Genomic DNA, 15,004 nt, shown 5'->3' on the forward strand with positions numbered 1-15,004 from the left:
ACCAGTGTAATCGTCAGTGCGACGCGATGGGGGTGCGCGAGGTGTCACGCACCTCACGCACCCCCACCGATAACTCTCAACCCTTACGGGGTACTGCCCGGCTACCGATCAGCCACCGGTCGGTCGCCGATCAGCCACCGGTCGGCCACCGCTCAGCGCTTGGCGCCGCGGTACGACTCGACGTAGCCGCTCGCCGGCGTGCCGACGCCGGTGACGTCGTCGTAGCCCTTGACCGCGGACAGCGAGCTGTCCTTGCCGAGGCTGCGCACGGAGGTCAGCAGACCGCCCGTCGCGTCGAAGCCGTTGACGAAGTCGACGCGCGCGACGGCGAGTTCGGTACCCGTCGGCTTGTCCGTGACGTCGTGGTAGACCCGCGAGCCGAACTTGGCGTAGATCGACGGGTTGGCGAAACCGATCGCCTTGCCGCCCTGCGCCTCCTGCGCCAGCGCCTGGACGGCCGCGATCACCGGAGCGGCGAGCGAGGTGCCGCCGATGCGGTACTCGGCGTACTGCTGGGACCCGTCCGGGAAGGTCTGGGTCTGGCCGACGCGGAAGCCGGTGTTCGGGTCGGCGATCGCCGCGATGTCCGGGACGACGCGGTTGCCGGCGGCGTTGTTCGCCGTGGCCAGCGCCGTCGGGACGACGCCCTTCTGGTAGTACGGCTGCGCGACGGTCTTGCTGGTGCCGCCGCCCGCGCCCGAGTTGTACGCGCCCGGGAAGCCGGTCCAGCTCTTGCCGTCGGCCGACAGGACGGCCTTGTCGGTGCCCCAGCCGGTCTCCCACAGGTACTTGTCGCCCTTGCCGACCGCCAGCGAGGTACCGCCGACCGCCGTCACCCACGCCGAGTTGGCCGGGGTGTCGACCTGCTTCGTACCGGTGTTGGCGACCTCGTCGCCGTTGTCGCCGGAGGAGAAGTAGAAGCCGATGCCCTCGACCGCGCCGAACTGGAAGACCTGGTCGTAGGCGGCCGCGAGGTCGGGCGTCTGGTTGGCCTCGATGTCGCCCCAGGAGTTGGAGACGATGTCGGCCAGGTGGTTGTCGACGACCTTGCTGAGCGAGTCGAGCAGATCCTCGTCGTAGCAGGACGCGGCGCCCACGTACGTGACGTTCGCGTCCGGCGCGACCGCGTGCACGGCCTCGACGTCGAGGGTCTCCTCGCCGTACCAGCCGGACGCCCCGCACTCCGTGGTCCTGGTGAACTGCGCGGGCAGGACCTGCTTGAGCTGGCTCGTCTTCCAGGACCCGTCGCCGTGCGCCTTCGCGTACGTGGCCGAGTCGAAGGCGATCGTCGGCGAGGCGTAGGCGTCCGTGATGGCGACGCGCACACCCTTGCCGGTGAACTTGCCGGCGCCGTAGGCGGCCCGCAACTGCTTGCCCGTGTACCCCTGGACGGCGTACGGGATCTTCTGGCCGTACGCCGACGGGAGGGTCGTCGCCACGTTGGAGCCGTAGTACGAGGAGAACGGCCCGGCGTTCTTGAACACCGCGTCCGGCGGCGGGAGTTGGTCCTTGGAGCTGGCCTTGTGCGGCGCGTTGTCCAGGCCGGTGACGGTCAGCACGGCGCCGTCCAGACCCGCGGGCGCCGAGGCGGCCTGCGCGGGGGCGCGGTAGGTCTTGCCGCTCTTCGCGTAGTTGTGCAGTTGGGTGCCGAACGCCTTCTCGGCGGCGGCGACTTCGCCGCTCACGGAGACGTAGTGCTCCGACGTGCCCGTCACCTTCAGACCGGCGGCCGTCAGCCACGACTTGACCGCGGCCACCTGCGCCGCGGTCGCGCCGAAGCGGGCCTGCGCCTGCGCGGCGGAGAGGTACTCGCCGTAGGCGGCCGAGCCGGGGTCGGCGACGGACTTCGCGTACGCGGCGAGGCCGGCGGCGTCCCGTCCCGCGAGGTAGACCCGGGCGGAGACCTGGCTGCTGTCCGGGGTCGAGCCCTTGTCCGCCTTGGCCGTGGCCCACGCGGGCTTGGTCCCGGCCAGCGTGTCACGGGTGGGGCTGTCCGCGGCGTGCGCCGCGGGTATACCGAGCGCCAGCGCGCCGGCGATCATGGGCAGCGTGGCCGCCATGCTCGCTCCGGCGCGCAGCGCGGCACGGTTGGATCTCATAGGACCCCCTGTATGTGGTTCGACGCGAGTAGATCACTCGTCTCGGCCACTCTCGCCGTGAACCGTTCATGTCAGGGGAATGTGAAGACCAAGAAGAACCCAAGTAACCGCTGTCGGAGGCGTTTTGGGGTTTAGGTCCTTCCGGACGTGTGACGGCCGGGCGAAGATCTTCCCGTTACCGGGATCTTTCCGTCATAGGACCGTTGTGTCACCGGGATCGTCCGGTCGTCGGTGACGCCCCGTCACCGGGCCTTGGCACCGCGCTCCTTGAGCATGTCGGCCATGACCTCGAGCTCCGACTCCTGCGCGTCGACCATGCCCTGCGCGAGCCGCTTCTCGACGCCCACCGTGCACTTGGCGACACACCCCCGCGCCATGTGGATGCCGCCCTTGTGGTGTTCGGTCATGAGCTGGAGGAAGAACACCTCCGCCTGCCTGCCGTTGAGGGTGCCCAGCTTCTTCAACTCGCTGTTGGTGGCCATGCCCGGCATGAGCGCGCCGTCCGCGCCGTCGGCCATGTCGCCCATGCCCATCCAGGTCATGGGCGCGTCGGACGACACCTTCGGCAACCCCCAGAGATCGAGCCAACCCAGCAGCATGCCGCGCTGGTTGGCCTGCGTCTGCGCGATGTCGTAGGCGAGCCGCCGGACGTCCGCGTCGGCCGTCCGGTCCCGCACGATGTACGACATCTCGACGGCCTGCTGGTGATGCACCGCCATGTCCCGCGCGAACCCGGCGTCCGCGGAGTCCACGGCGGGGACCACGCCGCTCGCGCCGCCGCCCGTCCCACCGTCCTCGGCGACCGAGAAGGTGACGGCCCCCGCGGCGACGAGCACCCCGGCCACGGCGACCGCCACACCCGCGTACCTCACTGCGGCAGACCGCCCGTGCAGGCCGCGCCCGGCTCGGGCGTCTGCGAGCCCTGCACGAACTTCGCGAAGAACTTGTCCACGTTCGCGTCGCTCGCACTCGTCACCGTGCGCTGGTGCCCCCACGCGGTCAGCATGATCGGGTCGGCCTGCGCGTCGTCCGGGCTCATCAGGGTGTACGGCGTCTTCTTGACCTTGGCGGCGAGCGCGGCGATGTCCGCCTTGGCCGCCTTGCTGTTGTACGTCACCCAGACCGCGCCGTGCTCCAGCGAGTGGACGGCGTTCATGTTGTTGAGCGCCTTGGTGTAGACGTCGCCGTTGCAGTTCATCCAGACCTGGTTGTGGTCGCCGCCGACGGGGGGCTCGGTCGGGTACTTCACGGTCTTGGCGACGTGCGTACGGCCGAGGGTGCCCTTCCACGTCTTGACGCCGTCCGAACCGGTGACGAAGTGCCCCGAGGACTTGGAGTCGGAGGCGGCGGCGGAGGCGTCGTGGCCGGACTGCGACTTCACGACGAACACCCCGCCGGCGACGAGCGCGCCGACGGCCACGACACTGCCCCCGATCGCGAGAAACCGGTTGCGCCGCTCACGGGCCTGCTCGGCCCGCCGCATCTCCTCTATACGCGCCTTGCGCGTCGTGCTGCTGGTCTGGTCGGCGGAACCCATGAGGCCTGTCCTTCTGGGGGAAAGGGGCGGGACGGGAGGGGCGCATCTGCCCACGGTCCGCCGATCGTAATGCGAAGGATGGGGGATCTTGTAGGGAGGGCACGATAATTTGAAGCCGAGATGCGCATTACCTACGCTCCCTCCCATGCGGCTGCTGCGATCCACCGACCTGGCCCTGCGCGTCCTCATGCGGCTGGCGGCGACGGACGAAGCGCAGGAGACGACACGGGAGACGACGCGGGAGGTCGCGGCCGCGATGGAGGTCCCCTACACGCACGCGGCCAAGGTCGTCGCCGAGCTCCAGCACCTGGGCCTGCTGGCGGCCCGCCGGGGGAGGGGCGGCGGGCTGGCCCTGACGGAGCGCGGCCGTACGGCGTCGGTGGGCGCACTGGTGCGCGTCTTCGAGGGCGACGGCGACGTCGTCGACTGCGAGGGCGCCACTCCCTGCCCCCTGAACCCGGCCTGCCGCCTGCGCGGCGCTCTGCGGCGCGCGCAGGAGGCGTTCTTCACGTCCCTGGACCCGGTCACGGTCGCAGACCTCGTACGGCAACCGACGGGCCCGCTGCTGCTGGGCATCACGACCCGCCCGGTGTGACGCGCACCCCCGAGGGCCGGACGGCGGCCACCCTCGACTTCTACCGCTCGGACTTCTACCGCTCGCCGCTCACCGCTTCCGGGCCCGGTGGTGCCTGAGCAGCGCGGTGATCCGCTCCGGGTCCGCCTGGCCGTTGAGTTCGACGAGGAGACCGTCCGGGCACAGCTCGTACAGGTCGCCCCACCATCGGCGGCCCCGGTTGTCCCAGATCCGGTAGCCGCCCGGCACCCCCCGGGCGACGTAACGCCTCCTGCTCACTGCTGCCCCCACCTCGCATCTGATCAGAGGACGGGCATACCAGCATGCCCGCCTACCGGCAGAAGGGGAAAGTTCCTGAGGCTTGGTCGGTCGTGGTCGGGGCTAGCCCGCCCTGCGCTGGGGGGCGTCCATGCCGGGGAGGGCGGACGCGTGCGCGTCGTCGAGCGAGTAGGTGTCGACCTCACCGAAGTCGGGGGCCTGGAAGGGGTTCGTCGTCGGAGGCGGCGATGCTGTCGCGGCACCGCGGGGCGCCCCCTCCGGAGCGGAGAACAGCGAGGTCAGTTCGATGAGAGGTCTCCCATTCGGTACGGGGTCATGATGAGGCCCGGTCTGCCGTGACCGGGCGCAGCGGTCCTACAGCTTGCTCATCTTGGCGTAGGGACTCAAGATCCGCTCTTGAGCCGAGCCGAAATCCACAAGCACCGCGATCCCATCCTCGATGCCGACGACACGGCCGAGGCCGTACATGTCGTGTGTGACCTGGTCGCCCACGGCGAACTGCTTGGGGACCGGCGCCACCGGGGCCTTGAAGGGGCTGGTAGGCAAATAACGCTTCTGGGCTGCTGGCTTCGTCATTGCCACCAGTATGCGCCAGCGCGCGTCCGATCGCTGCGGCCGTCCGCGTCACATCCACGCATCGACACCCGTCCCGGACGGCGAAAACGGCGGGGACCTGCGCCTGACCGTCCGCCCGGCGGCAAGTGGATCTTCGAAACCGTGCTTGTTTCGAAACCGCGCCCGCATCGGGCGGCACCGGCCAGGCAGCGGGACGGCACCGGCCCGGCACCGGCCCCGCATCGGCCCGGCCAAAGTTGCATCCGGGGTGCAAATTAGACGGCGGGGTGAGACGGAAGGGGTCGGGCATTACGGAAGACGGGGCGAGCAGGCAAGATGGGGCGGGAGAGCAGTACATCTGCCCGACGTGAGGCGTTCAGGCCCGGGTCGCCGAGGCGATCATGGTCGGCAACGCGCATGAAATGGTGTTGTGGTGTGATGCTCGGGTGCCCGACCGCCTCTCCGTGGGACGGGAGACAGGCGGCCTGACCAGCAAGGATGGGGAAGCGGAAGATGGACAAGCAGCAGGAGTTCGTGCTCCGGACGTTGGAGGAGCGCGACATCCGGTTCGTACGGCTGTGGTTCACGGACGTGCTGGGCTTCCTCAAGTCCGTCGCCGTGGCCCCCGCCGAGCTCGAGCAGGCCTTCGACGAGGGCATCGGCTTCGACGGCTCCGCGATCGAGGGCTTCGCCCGGGTCTACGAGTCCGACATGATCGCCAAGCCGGATCCGTCCACCTTCCAGGTCCTGCCCTGGCGCGCGGAGGCCCCCGGCACCGCCCGGATGTTCTGCGACATCCTCATGCCGGACGGCTCGCCGTCCTTCGCGGACCCGCGGTACGTGCTCAAGCGCGCCCTCGCCCGCGCCTCCGACCTGGGCTTCACCTTCTACACCCACCCGGAGATCGAGTTCTTCCTGCTGAAGGACAAGCCGACCGACGGCTCCCGCCCGACCCCGGCCGACAACTCCGGCTACTTCGACCACACCCCGCACAACGTCGGCATGGACTTCCGCCGCCAGGCGATCACCATGCTGGAGTCGATGGGCATCTCGGTCGAGTTCTCCCACCACGAGGGCGCGCCCGGCCAGCAGGAGATCGACCTGCGCTACGCCGACGCGCTCTCTACCGCCGACAACATCATGACGTTCCGCCTGGTCATGAAGCAGGTCGCGCTGGAGCAGGGGGTCCAGGCGACCTTCATGCCGAAGCCGTTCAGCGAGCACCCCGGCAGTGGCATGCACACGCACCTCTCCCTCTTCGAGGGCGACCGCAACGCGTTCTACGAGTCCGGCGCCGAGTACCAGCTCTCCAAGGTCGGCCGGTCCTTCATCGCGGGCCTGCTGAAGCACGCCGCCGAGATCGCCGCCGTCACCAACCAGTGGGTCAACTCCTACAAGCGCATCTGGGGCGGCTCCGAGCGCACGGCCGGTGCGGGCGGCGAGGCCCCGTCGTACATCTGCTGGGGCCACAACAACCGCTCCGCGCTGGTCCGCGTCCCGATGTACAAGCCCGGCAAGACCGGCTCCGCGCGCATCGAGGTCCGCTCCCTCGACACCGGCGCCAACCCGTACCTGGCGTACGCCATGCTGCTCGCCGCCGGCCTCAAGGGCGTCGAGGAGGGCTACGAGCTTCCGCCGGGCGCGGAGGACGACGTCTGGGCGCTGTCGGACGCCGAACGCCGGGCCATGGGCATCGAGCCGCTCCCGCAGAACCTCGGCGAGGCGCTGGGCCTGATGGAGCGCAGCGACCTCGTCGCCGAGACGCTCGGCGAGCACGTCTTCGACTTCTTCCTCCGCAACAAGCGCGCCGAATGGCACGAGTACCGCTCCGAGGTCACGGCCTTCGAGCTGCGGAAGAACCTGCCGGTTCTGTAGGGGACGTAGCGAACGCAGGGAACGCAGGGGACACGGCCGCGGTGCTGATGCGCCGCGGCTTTCCCGTGCCGTCCGCCGGGACGGTGTAGAGGTCCGCTCCGTAGTCGCCGGGGAGGGCGTAGACGATCGTGTGGGCATCGCGCCAGACCGCCTGGTCGTCGACGCTGCGGGGTTCGGCGAGCGGGGTTTCGCGGAGGGTGCGGAGGTCCAGGACGTAGAGGTGCCAGGGGGCGTCCTTCGGGAGGCCCGGCACCCGTTTCTTGTAGGCGATGCGGGTGCCGTCGGGGGAGAGGGACGGGCACTCCACGTTCGGGTGCACGATGGTCGCCGTGCGGGTGCTCAGGTCGCCCTTGATCAGGTACGTGCCGCCCTTGGTGGCCAGCGTCGCGTAGAAGGTGCGGTCGTCCGAGGCGAAGGTCACGCCCCAGAAGTTGACGTCCGCCGCGTGGTAGACGTGGCCGTCCTTCAGGATGCGGAACTCCTCCAGGGACGGGGTCAGCTTCCCCGTGCGCGTGTCCACGATCGCCGTACGGGTCGAGAAGTTCGTGCCCGCGTACGAGTCGCCGCCGACGAACGCCGTCCAGGCGGCGAAGCGGCCGCTGGGCGAGACGCGGGCGCGGGAGGGGATGCCGGGGACGTCGTAGCGGGCCGTCTCCTTCAGCGTCGCGTCGAGGATGAGGGCGCGGTAGGTGTCCGTCACCGCGCCGTGCACCGCCTGGAGGCAGACTCCGGTGCCCGAAGCGGCGTAGAAGCGGAGGCACTTGACGCCGGCGGCGGTGCGCGGGCCGGCGGGGTCCGAGGCCGGGACCGTCGTCAGTTCGTCGCGGTGTGGGCCCCAGGCCATGTTGCGGAACACCATGCGGCCGGTGTCCGTCAGGGTGATCCGCCCGGCGGTGACCTGCGGGCCGCCCGCCTGGGCCTGGTCGCGCCGCTCCGCCCGCGCCGACGCGTGCAGCACCGCGGCCGTCGCCACCCCGGCGAGGACGGCGACGGCCGCGAGGAGCACCAGGACCCGGTGGCGCAGGGTCAAGGAAATGCTGGTCAGGGGCATGAGGTGGGCTCCTGGGCCGGGCGCAGGGTCAGGGCGAAGGCCGCGCACACCGCCAGCGCCGCCGTCGACGCCAGGAGCGCCGTACGGTCGCCCCACAGCGTCCAGGCCGCCCCGAAGGCGAGCGAGCAGACGAAACGGGCCAGCGCCTGGCCGGTCTGGACGAGGGCCAGTCCCGACGAGCGCAGCTCCTCCGGTACGCAGTCCGAGGCCGCCGCCATCAGTACGCCGTCGGTCGCCGCGTAGAAGCCGCCGTGCAGGAGCAGCACGGCGTAGGGCAGCGCGGGGCCGTGCCAGGACGTGAGCAGGAGCCCGTAGGCGAGGAGCAGCGCGCCGTGGCCGGCGAGGAAGACCCGGCGGCGGCCGATCCGGTCCGCCAGCCTGCCCAGCGGCACGGCGAGGAGCAGGAACGCCGCCGCCGTGCCGAGCGGCAGCAGGGCGAAACAGCGGTCGGGGACGCCCAGGCGGCGTTGCAGCAGCAGGTAGACGAAGGAGTCGCTGACCGTGGCGAGGCCCAGCAGCAGGGCGCAGAGCGTGATGCGGCGCAGGTCGCGGTGGCGCAGGAGGGCGAGGGCGGCGCGGAGGGTGGGGCGGGGGGCCGGGGGCGTGGTCTGTTCTTTGGGTTGTGCCGTGGGTGTGTTCGGCACGAACAGGAGCAGTACGAGTACGCCGACGACCGCCACGCAGAAGCTGACCGTGAAGACGGCGTCGTAGCCGTCCACCGTCGCGCGCAGGATCAGGAACGCCGCCAGCGGGCCGAGCAGGGCGCCCGCCGTGTCCATCGCCCGGTGCACCCCGAAGGCGCGGCCACGGGTCTCGGGCGTGGACGAGAGGGAGATCAGCGCGTCGCGCGGGGCCGTGCGCAGGCCCTTGCCGGTGCGGTCGGCGGCCAGGATCAGGCCGATCGGGGTCAGTGTGTGCGCCAGGAGCAGCAGGGGCTTGCACAGCGCCGAGAGGGCGTAGCCCGCCCCCGCCACCCACTTGTGACGACCGCCGCCCCGGTCGGCGAGGTGGCCGCCGGCCAGCCGTACGACCGCGGAGAAGCCGTTGTAGACGCCGTCCAGGAGCCCGAAGCCCAGCGGGGACAGGCCGAGGCCCGCCACCAGGTACAGCGGGAGCACGGCCGTCACCATCTCCGACGACACGTCGGTGATCAGGCTGACCGCGCCGAGCGCGAGGACGGTCGGCGCGACACCGGCTGTGGCGGCTGTGGCGGCTGTGGCGGCTGTGGTGGTTGCGGCGGGGGCAGCGGGTGCGCCGGCGCGGCTGTCCGCTACGTACATCTCAGGAGGCCCAGATCCCCGTGATGTCCGTCGCTGCGTCCGCGTTGCCCGCGTGGGTCGTCAGGCCCTGGCTGTCCTCGAGGGTGCGCAGCAGGTCGTAGTGGTTGTACGTCGTCGACGAGGTCGAACCCGGCGTCACCGGCTGGCCGTAGAGGACGGTCGGGATGCGGTTGCCGGCGAGGCGGTTGTCCTCGTCGAAAGTGACGACGAGGAGGCTGTTGTGGGTCTTGGCCCAGGTGGCGTACGCGCCGAGGTTGTTCTTGAGCCAGGTGTCGCCGGTCGCCACCGAGCAGTCGTGCATGTCGTTGCACAGGTTGGGGACGACGAAGGACACCTGCGGGAGCGTCGTGTAGTCGGTCGGGAACTGCGCGAACGTCTTCGCCGTCGACGTCGGGATGTTGCTGAAGCCGAACCACGGGTTGTGCTTGCGGGCGTAGGTGCCGCTGCTGCACGTCGTCGAGCCCTGGCTGGGCAGCGTCTCGTTGTAGCTCGCCCAGGTGCGGCCGGCCGCGATCAGCTCGGAGGCGAGGTTCGGGGCCGAGGAGAAGCCGGGCGTGTAGCAACTGTCGTCCGTGATGCCCTGGGTGGAGCCGGAGAACAGGGCGAAGTAGTTGGGCTGGCTCGGGTGGGTCTCGGCGTAGGACTGGGAGAGGTTGGCCCCGCCGGTCCTGAGCGAGTTGAGGTACGGCGCGCCGGACGCGCCGATCACCTGGCTGTAGGCGTGGTTCTCGAAGACCACGACGACGACGTGGTCCGGGGTCGGCACGCCGGCCGCGGCCCGCGCGGGCGACGAGGAGCCGCCGAGCCCGGACCACAGGCCGACGGCTGCCGCCGTGAAGGCGAGCGCGGACGCCACGACGGCGCGGCTGCGGCGGTATCTGGAGCTGCCGGACACATCTACCTCCGGTGGGGGGAAGGGCGGGGGCGGTAACCGTGGTGTGGTGCTGCGCTGTGCAGATAGAGCATGCACACGCCAAGATGCCCGTGCCCCACGTCGTTCAACCTGAAGGATGAAGACCTGGTGAACTGACGCCTCTTTCCCGGTGGGCCCGTCAGCCCGTCGGGTCTGCCGGGTCTGTCAACTGCGCCAGCACCTTGTGCAGCGGCTCCGTCTCGCGGCGGCGGTACTCCTGGATCGCCCAGCCGTTGCCGTCCGGGTCCTTGAAGTACATGAAGGTCGCGCCGTCCTGCGGGGCGAACCGCACCGGCTCGCTGACGTCCAGGCCCCGGGCGGTCAGTTCCTCGTACGCCGCCTTCGCGTCCGTCACGCAGAGCTGCATGCCGTGGTACGTGCCCGGTCGCGGGGTTCCCGTCGGGACCTGGAGGCCGTCGACCAGGGCGATCGAACAGCCCGAGCCGGGCGGGGTGAGCTGCACGATCCGTACGCCCTCCATCACCTCGCCGTCGAGGTCCACGTGGAAGCCGACCTTGTCGCGGTAGAACTCCTTGGCCCGGTCGACGTCCGACACCGGCAGCAGGATCACTTCTAGGGTCATGTTCATGTTCTCCACGGAACCCGAAACCGGCCCGGCGCGCCACCGTGAGGTGAGGGCTAGGCTCAGGTGCGGACGGCCTTGATCGGACGAGGACGACCTTGATCGACGAGGAGGCCAGGATGGCGCCGGGGCGCAGGAGCAGTACCTTCACTCGGCTGCTGCGGCACGGCTTCACCGATCCGTCCGCCGCCGAGCGGCTGCTCGACGGGCCCGAGCTGGGCCCGGTGCGCAACGACCCGGTGCTTCTGGAGGCCCTCGGGGACACCGCCGATCCCGATCTCGCCCTGCACGGTCTGGTCCGGCTGCTGGAGGCGCAGCCCGGGCACACCGCCCGGCGGGAACTGCTCGACACGCTGATAGCGGCCAAGCCGCTGCGGGACCGGCTGCTGGGGGTGCTGGGGGCGTCCGCCGCCCTCGCCGACCATCTGGCCCGGCATCCGCGCGACTGGGAGGCGCTGGTCATGTACGAGCCCCGGGATCTGCACCCGGGGGTGGAGGAGTTCGAGCGGGGGCTCGCCTGGGCCACCGATCCCGTGCTGCTGCGGGTCGCCTACCGGCGGTGTCTGCTGGCCATCGCGGCGCGTGACGTGTGCGGGACCACCGATGTCGCCGAGACCGCCGCCGAGCTCGCCGACCTCGCCACGGCCACCCTGCGGGCGGCGCTGGGGCTGGCGCGGGCCGACGCGCCCGACGACGCCGCGTTGTGCCGGCTCGCCGTCGTCGCCATGGGGAAGTGCGGCGGGCACGAGCTGAACTACGTGTCGGACGTCGACGTCATCTTCGTCGGTGAGGCCGTCGACGGGGCCGACGAGGGGAAGGCGCTGCGGGCCGCCACCAAGCTCGCCTCGCACATGATGCGGATCTGTTCCGAGACCACCGTGGAAGGGTCGATCTGGCCCGTCGACGCCAACCTGCGGCCCGAAGGGCGCAACGGGCCGCTGGTGCGGACGCTGAGCAGCCATCTCGCCTACTACCAGCGGTGGGCCAAGACCTGGGAGTTCCAGGCCCTGTTGAAGGCGCGGCCGGTGGCGGGCGATCTGGCGCTGGGGGCCGCGTACGTCACCGCCGTCGAGCCGCTGGTGTGGAAGGCCGCCGAGCGGGAGAACTTCGTCACCGACGTGCAGAAGATGCGGCGGCGGGTCGTCGAGAACATTCCGGTCGCCGAGGTCGAGCGTGAACTCAAGCTCGGGCCCGGCGGGTTGAGAGACGTCGAGTTCGCCGTGCAGTTGCTGCAACTCGTGCACGGACGGGCCGACGCCTCGCTGCGCAGCGGGACCACCCTCGACGCGCTCCAGGCGCTCGCCGCCGGGGGGTACATCGGGCGGGCCGACGCCGTCCAACTCGACGCCGCCTACCGGTTCCTGCGGTCCATGGAGCACCGGATCCAGCTCTACCGGCTGCGGCGCACCCACCTCGTACCGGAGAGCGAGGCCGAACTGCGGCGGCTCGGCCGGTCGCTGGGGCTGCGCACCGATCCCGTCGTCGAACTGGGCCGGGAGTGGAAGCGGTACGCGGCGATGGTGCGCCGACTGCACGAGAAACTGTTCTACCGGCCGCTCCTCGACGCCGTCGCCCAACTCGCGCCCGGCGAGAGCCGGTTGAGCCCCGCGGCGGCCCGGGAACGGCTCGTCGCGCTCGGGTACGCCGATCCCGCCTCGGCGCTGCGTCACCTGGAGGCGCTGGCCTCCGGCGTCTCCCGCAAGGCCGCCATCCAACGCACGCTGCTGCCCGTGCTGTTGGGCTGGTTCGCGGACTCCGCCGACCCGGACGCGGGGCTGCTGAACTTCCGCAAGGTGTCCGACGCGCTCGGCAAGACCCCTTGGTACCTACGGCTGTTGCGGGACGAAGGGGCCGCCGCGGAGAACCTCGCCCGCGTGCTGTCCGCCGGGCGGCTCGCCCCCGATCTGCTCATGCGGGCCCCCGAGGCGGTGGCCCTGCTCGGCGACCGGGACGGCGACGGCGAAGGGCTCGAGCCGCGCGGGCGGGCCCAGTTGGAGCAGGAGATACTGTCCGCCGTCGGACGCGCCGAGGGCGTCGTGCAGGCCGTCACCGCGGCGCGCGGGGTGCGGCGGCGCGAGCTGTTCCGTACGGCCGCCGCGGACATCGTCGGCTCCTACGGCACCGAGGCGCAGCCGGTCGAGGCCGATCAGGGGGCGCTCGTGGACCTGGTGGGCGGGGCCGTGTCGGACCTCACCGCCGCCACGCTCGCCGGGACCCTGCGGGCGGTCGTGCGCGAGGGCTGGGGAGACACCCTTCCCACCCGCTTCGCCGTCGTGGGGATGGGGCGCTTCGGCGGCCACGAGCTGGGCTACGGGTCGGACGCCGACGTCCTGTTCGTGCACGAGCCGTGGGACGGCGCCGACGAGCGGGAGGCCTCGGACGCCGCCAACAAGGTCGTCTCCGAGATGCGCCGGCTGCTTCAGGTCCCCAGCGCGGACCCGCCGCTGCTCGTGGACGCCGACCTGCGGCCCGAGGGCAAGTCCGGGCCGCTCGTACGGTCGTTGAAGTCCTACGCGGCCTACTACCGGCGCTGGTCGCTGGGATGGGAGTCACAGGCGCTGCTGCGGGCCGAACCCGTCGCGGGTGACGCGGAGTTGGGGCGGCGGTTCATCGAACTCGTCGACCCGCTGCGCTATCCGGAGGGCGGGCTCGGGGACGACGCCGTCCGGGAGATCAGGCGGCTGAAGGCGCGTATGGAGGCGGAGCGGCTGCCCCGGGGGGCCGATCCCAAGCTGCACACCAAACTCGGGCCGGGCGGGCTCTCCGACGTGGAGTGGACCGTGCAGTTGCTCCAGATGCGGCACGGGGCCACCGAGCCGGGCCTGCGCACCACCCGCACCCGGGAGGCACTCGCCGCCGCATGCGCCGCCGGGCTCATCTCGGCAGAGGACGCCGGGACGCTGGGCGAGGCCTGGGTCCTGGCCACCCGGGTCCGCAACGCGGTGATGCTGGTCCGCGGGCGAGCCGGCGACACCTTCCCCACCGACCCTCGCGAACTGGTCGCCGTAGGCCGGTACTTGGGCTACGGCCCGGGCCGCGTCGGCGACATGCTGGACGACTACCGCCGCACCGCCCGCCGGGCCCGGGCAGTGGTGGACGAACTGTTCTACGGAGGCTGAGGCCAGGGGCCGCGCTTCGCGGCCCGCTGCCCCGGCTGGGGCTGGGCAGCGGGGGCGCTCGTGCGGGAGGTGCGCGACCGGCGCCGGTGCGGGGCATCCCCGCCGTGGTCCGGGAGACGGCACCCGCGCAGCCCGAGCTGGACGCGGGCCCTGCCGGGCCCGGCGCGGGGGTGAGCTTTACCGTGCGCTTCGCGGCCCGCTGCCCCGTCTGGGGCTGGGCAGCCGGCCTCCGGGGGTGATCGTCCGGGAGGTCCGGGACCCGGCACCGGTGCGGGGCATCCCCGCCGTCGTCCGAGAGACCGCGCCCGCACAGCCCACACCGGACGCCTTCATCACCGCGCTGCGAGCGGCCCCGACCGGGCCGGTCAGCTCTTCGGCTGGACCGGCTGGACCGGCTGGACGGCGCTGCGAGCGGCCCCGACCCGGCCGGTCAGCTCTTCGGCTGGACCGGCTGGACCGACGGCGTCGTCTGTATCGCCCTCGCGTGGTTCATGAGGGCCGTCAGGCCCACGTTGAAGGCCTGGTCCGCTCGGCCCTCCGTCGTCGCGGCCAGGGCCTCGGCCAGGTGCGGGGTGACGGTCTCCTCCGTCAGTTCCCACATCGTCTCCGGGGCCGCCAGGTCCAGGGCCGAGCCCAGGATCAGGTTCTCCAGCGCGATCAGCAACGGCATCACCGAGCGCGGCGCGAAGCCCACGTCCAGGAGGAACGTCACCGCCCGCTCGTACTGCTCCAGGACGCGCGGGGCCCGGACGGGTGAGGTCATGAGGAGGGGGATCACCCTCGGGTGCGCGGCGAACGCGGCCCGGTAGGAGCGGGCCCAGGCATCCAGGGCCGCGTCCCAGGGGTCGGCGTCCAGGGTGTCCGGGTCGATCGCGGACGCGATGCGCTCGCGCAGCAGTTCCACTATGCCGTCCCGGCCGTCCACATGGTGATACACCGAACCGGTCTGCACCCCCAGCCGCTTGGCGATCTTCGGCACGCTGAAGTCGCCCTGTTCGTCGACGAGTTGCAGTGCCGTCGTGGTGATGCGCTCGCGGTCGAGGAGCGGTGTGCGCGGCCGTCCCATGTGTGCGTTCTCCCCTTGAAGGTCCGAGAAGGGCTTCCCGGATGCCCAGGTTGAGGCTACATTGCCGAAACCG

13 protein-coding genes are annotated in these 15,004 nt (G+C 71.4%); 3 read left to right on the forward strand and 10 right to left on the reverse strand.

Annotation, left to right across the window (positions count from 1 at the left end):
* Nucleotides 1-152: 152 nt before the first annotated feature.
* From BMZ82_RS12720 to BMZ82_RS12730, 3 genes are all read right to left on the reverse strand, one after another.
* Complete coding sequence (locus BMZ82_RS12720) at nt 153-2,099, reverse strand: S53 family peptidase (RefSeq protein ID WP_093774933.1); 1,947 nt, start codon at nt 2,097-2,099, stop codon at nt 153-155.
* A gap of 242 nt (nt 2,100-2,341) precedes the next feature.
* The gene (locus BMZ82_RS12725; protein ID WP_093774935.1) at nt 2,342-2,956 is read right to left on the reverse strand and encodes a DUF305 domain-containing protein; all 615 of its coding nucleotides are present in this window, start codon (nt 2,954-2,956) and stop codon (nt 2,342-2,344) included.
* A gap of 11 nt (nt 2,957-2,967) precedes the next feature.
* Nucleotides 2,968-3,636 (reverse strand): DUF3105 domain-containing protein, encoded by a 669-nt coding sequence (locus tag BMZ82_RS12730; protein WP_093774937.1) that lies wholly within the window; start codon nt 3,634-3,636, stop codon nt 2,968-2,970.
* Nucleotides 3,637-3,781: 145 nt separating this feature from the next.
* Between BMZ82_RS12730 and BMZ82_RS12735 the strand changes: the two genes are divergently transcribed.
* Nucleotides 3,782-4,231, forward strand: a complete 450-nt coding sequence (locus BMZ82_RS12735; RefSeq protein ID WP_093774939.1) for an RrF2 family transcriptional regulator — start codon at nt 3,782-3,784, stop codon at nt 4,229-4,231.
* Nucleotides 4,232-4,300: 69 nt separating this feature from the next.
* On the opposite strand, the gene BMZ82_RS12740 is transcribed toward BMZ82_RS12735, so the two are convergent.
* Nucleotides 4,301-4,489 (reverse strand): hypothetical protein, encoded by a 189-nt coding sequence (locus tag BMZ82_RS12740; protein ID WP_093774941.1) that lies wholly within the window; start codon nt 4,487-4,489, stop codon nt 4,301-4,303.
* A 354-nt stretch (nt 4,490-4,843) separates the two neighbouring features.
* Nucleotides 4,844-5,065 carry a hypothetical protein gene (locus BMZ82_RS12750; RefSeq protein ID WP_093774942.1) on the reverse strand — a complete coding sequence of 74 codons (222 nt, stop codon included), beginning with the start codon at nt 5,063-5,065 and terminating at the stop codon, nt 4,844-4,846.
* 492 nt (nt 5,066-5,557) lie between these two features.
* Between BMZ82_RS12750 and BMZ82_RS12755 the strand changes: the two genes are divergently transcribed.
* A complete protein-coding gene (locus BMZ82_RS12755) occupies nt 5,558-6,919 on the forward strand; it encodes a glutamine synthetase family protein (RefSeq protein WP_093774944.1) in 1,362 nt (453 codons plus the stop codon).
* Here the strand turns inward: BMZ82_RS12755 and BMZ82_RS12760 are convergent.
* From BMZ82_RS12760 to BMZ82_RS12775, 4 genes are all read right to left on the reverse strand, one after another.
* A complete protein-coding gene (locus BMZ82_RS12760; protein WP_093775057.1) occupies nt 6,879-7,949 on the reverse strand; it encodes a TolB family protein in 1,071 nt (356 codons plus the stop codon). The genes BMZ82_RS12755 and BMZ82_RS12760 overlap by 41 nt on opposite strands.
* A gap of 11 nt (nt 7,950-7,960) precedes the next feature.
* Nucleotides 7,961-9,250: an MFS transporter gene (locus BMZ82_RS12765; RefSeq protein ID WP_093774946.1), complete on the reverse strand. Its 1,290-nt coding sequence runs from the start codon at nt 9,248-9,250 to the stop codon at nt 7,961-7,963.
* 1 nt (nt 9,251) lies between these two features.
* Nucleotides 9,252-10,145: an alkaline phosphatase family protein gene (locus BMZ82_RS12770; RefSeq protein WP_093774948.1), complete on the reverse strand. Its 894-nt coding sequence runs from the start codon at nt 10,143-10,145 to the stop codon at nt 9,252-9,254.
* Nucleotides 10,146-10,302: 157 nt separating this feature from the next.
* The gene (locus BMZ82_RS12775; RefSeq protein WP_093774950.1) at nt 10,303-10,752 is read right to left on the reverse strand and encodes a VOC family protein; all 450 of its coding nucleotides are present in this window, start codon (nt 10,750-10,752) and stop codon (nt 10,303-10,305) included.
* 113 nt (nt 10,753-10,865) lie between these two features.
* Between BMZ82_RS12775 and BMZ82_RS12780 the strand changes: the two genes are divergently transcribed.
* Nucleotides 10,866-13,865 (forward strand): bifunctional [glutamine synthetase] adenylyltransferase/[glutamine synthetase]-adenylyl-L-tyrosine phosphorylase, encoded by a 3,000-nt coding sequence (locus BMZ82_RS12780; RefSeq protein ID WP_093774952.1) that lies wholly within the window; start codon nt 10,866-10,868, stop codon nt 13,863-13,865.
* A gap of 430 nt (nt 13,866-14,295) precedes the next feature.
* Here BMZ82_RS12780 and BMZ82_RS12790 read toward each other — a convergent pair whose 3' ends face one another.
* Entirely contained in the window at nt 14,296-14,931 is a 636-nt protein-coding gene (locus BMZ82_RS12790; protein ID WP_093774954.1) for a TetR/AcrR family transcriptional regulator, read from the reverse strand.
* Nucleotides 14,932-15,004 lie beyond the last annotated feature (73 nt).

Origin of the sequence: Streptomyces sp. yr375, from assembly GCF_900110755.1 — a bacterium.
Lineage (GTDB): Bacteria > Actinomycetota > Actinomycetes > Streptomycetales > Streptomycetaceae > Streptomyces.

Excerpts from the sequence above, each read along its gene's own strand:
- BMZ82_RS12720 (WP_093774933.1), bottom strand. The coding sequence starts at position 2,099 with ATGAGATCCAACCGTGCCGCGCTGCGCGCCGGAGCGAGCATGGCGGCC.
- BMZ82_RS12730 (WP_093774937.1), bottom strand. The coding sequence starts at position 3,636 with ATGGGTTCCGCCGACCAGACCAGCAGCACGACGCGCAAGGCGCGTATA.
- BMZ82_RS12735 (WP_093774939.1), top strand. The coding sequence starts at position 3,782 with ATGCGGCTGCTGCGATCCACCGACCTGGCCCTGCGCGTCCTCATGCGG.
- BMZ82_RS12750 (WP_093774942.1), bottom strand. The coding sequence starts at position 5,065 with ATGACGAAGCCAGCAGCCCAGAAGCGTTATTTGCCTACCAGCCCCTTC.
- BMZ82_RS12755 (WP_093774944.1), top strand. The coding sequence starts at position 5,558 with ATGGACAAGCAGCAGGAGTTCGTGCTCCGGACGTTGGAGGAGCGCGAC.
- BMZ82_RS12765 (WP_093774946.1), bottom strand. The coding sequence starts at position 9,250 with ATGTACGTAGCGGACAGCCGCGCCGGCGCACCCGCTGCCCCCGCCGCA.
- BMZ82_RS12775 (WP_093774950.1), bottom strand. The coding sequence starts at position 10,752 with ATGAACATGACCCTAGAAGTGATCCTGCTGCCGGTGTCGGACGTCGAC.
- BMZ82_RS12780 (WP_093774952.1), top strand. The coding sequence starts at position 10,866 with ATGGCGCCGGGGCGCAGGAGCAGTACCTTCACTCGGCTGCTGCGGCAC.
- BMZ82_RS12790 (WP_093774954.1), bottom strand. The coding sequence starts at position 14,931 with ATGGGACGGCCGCGCACACCGCTCCTCGACCGCGAGCGCATCACCACG.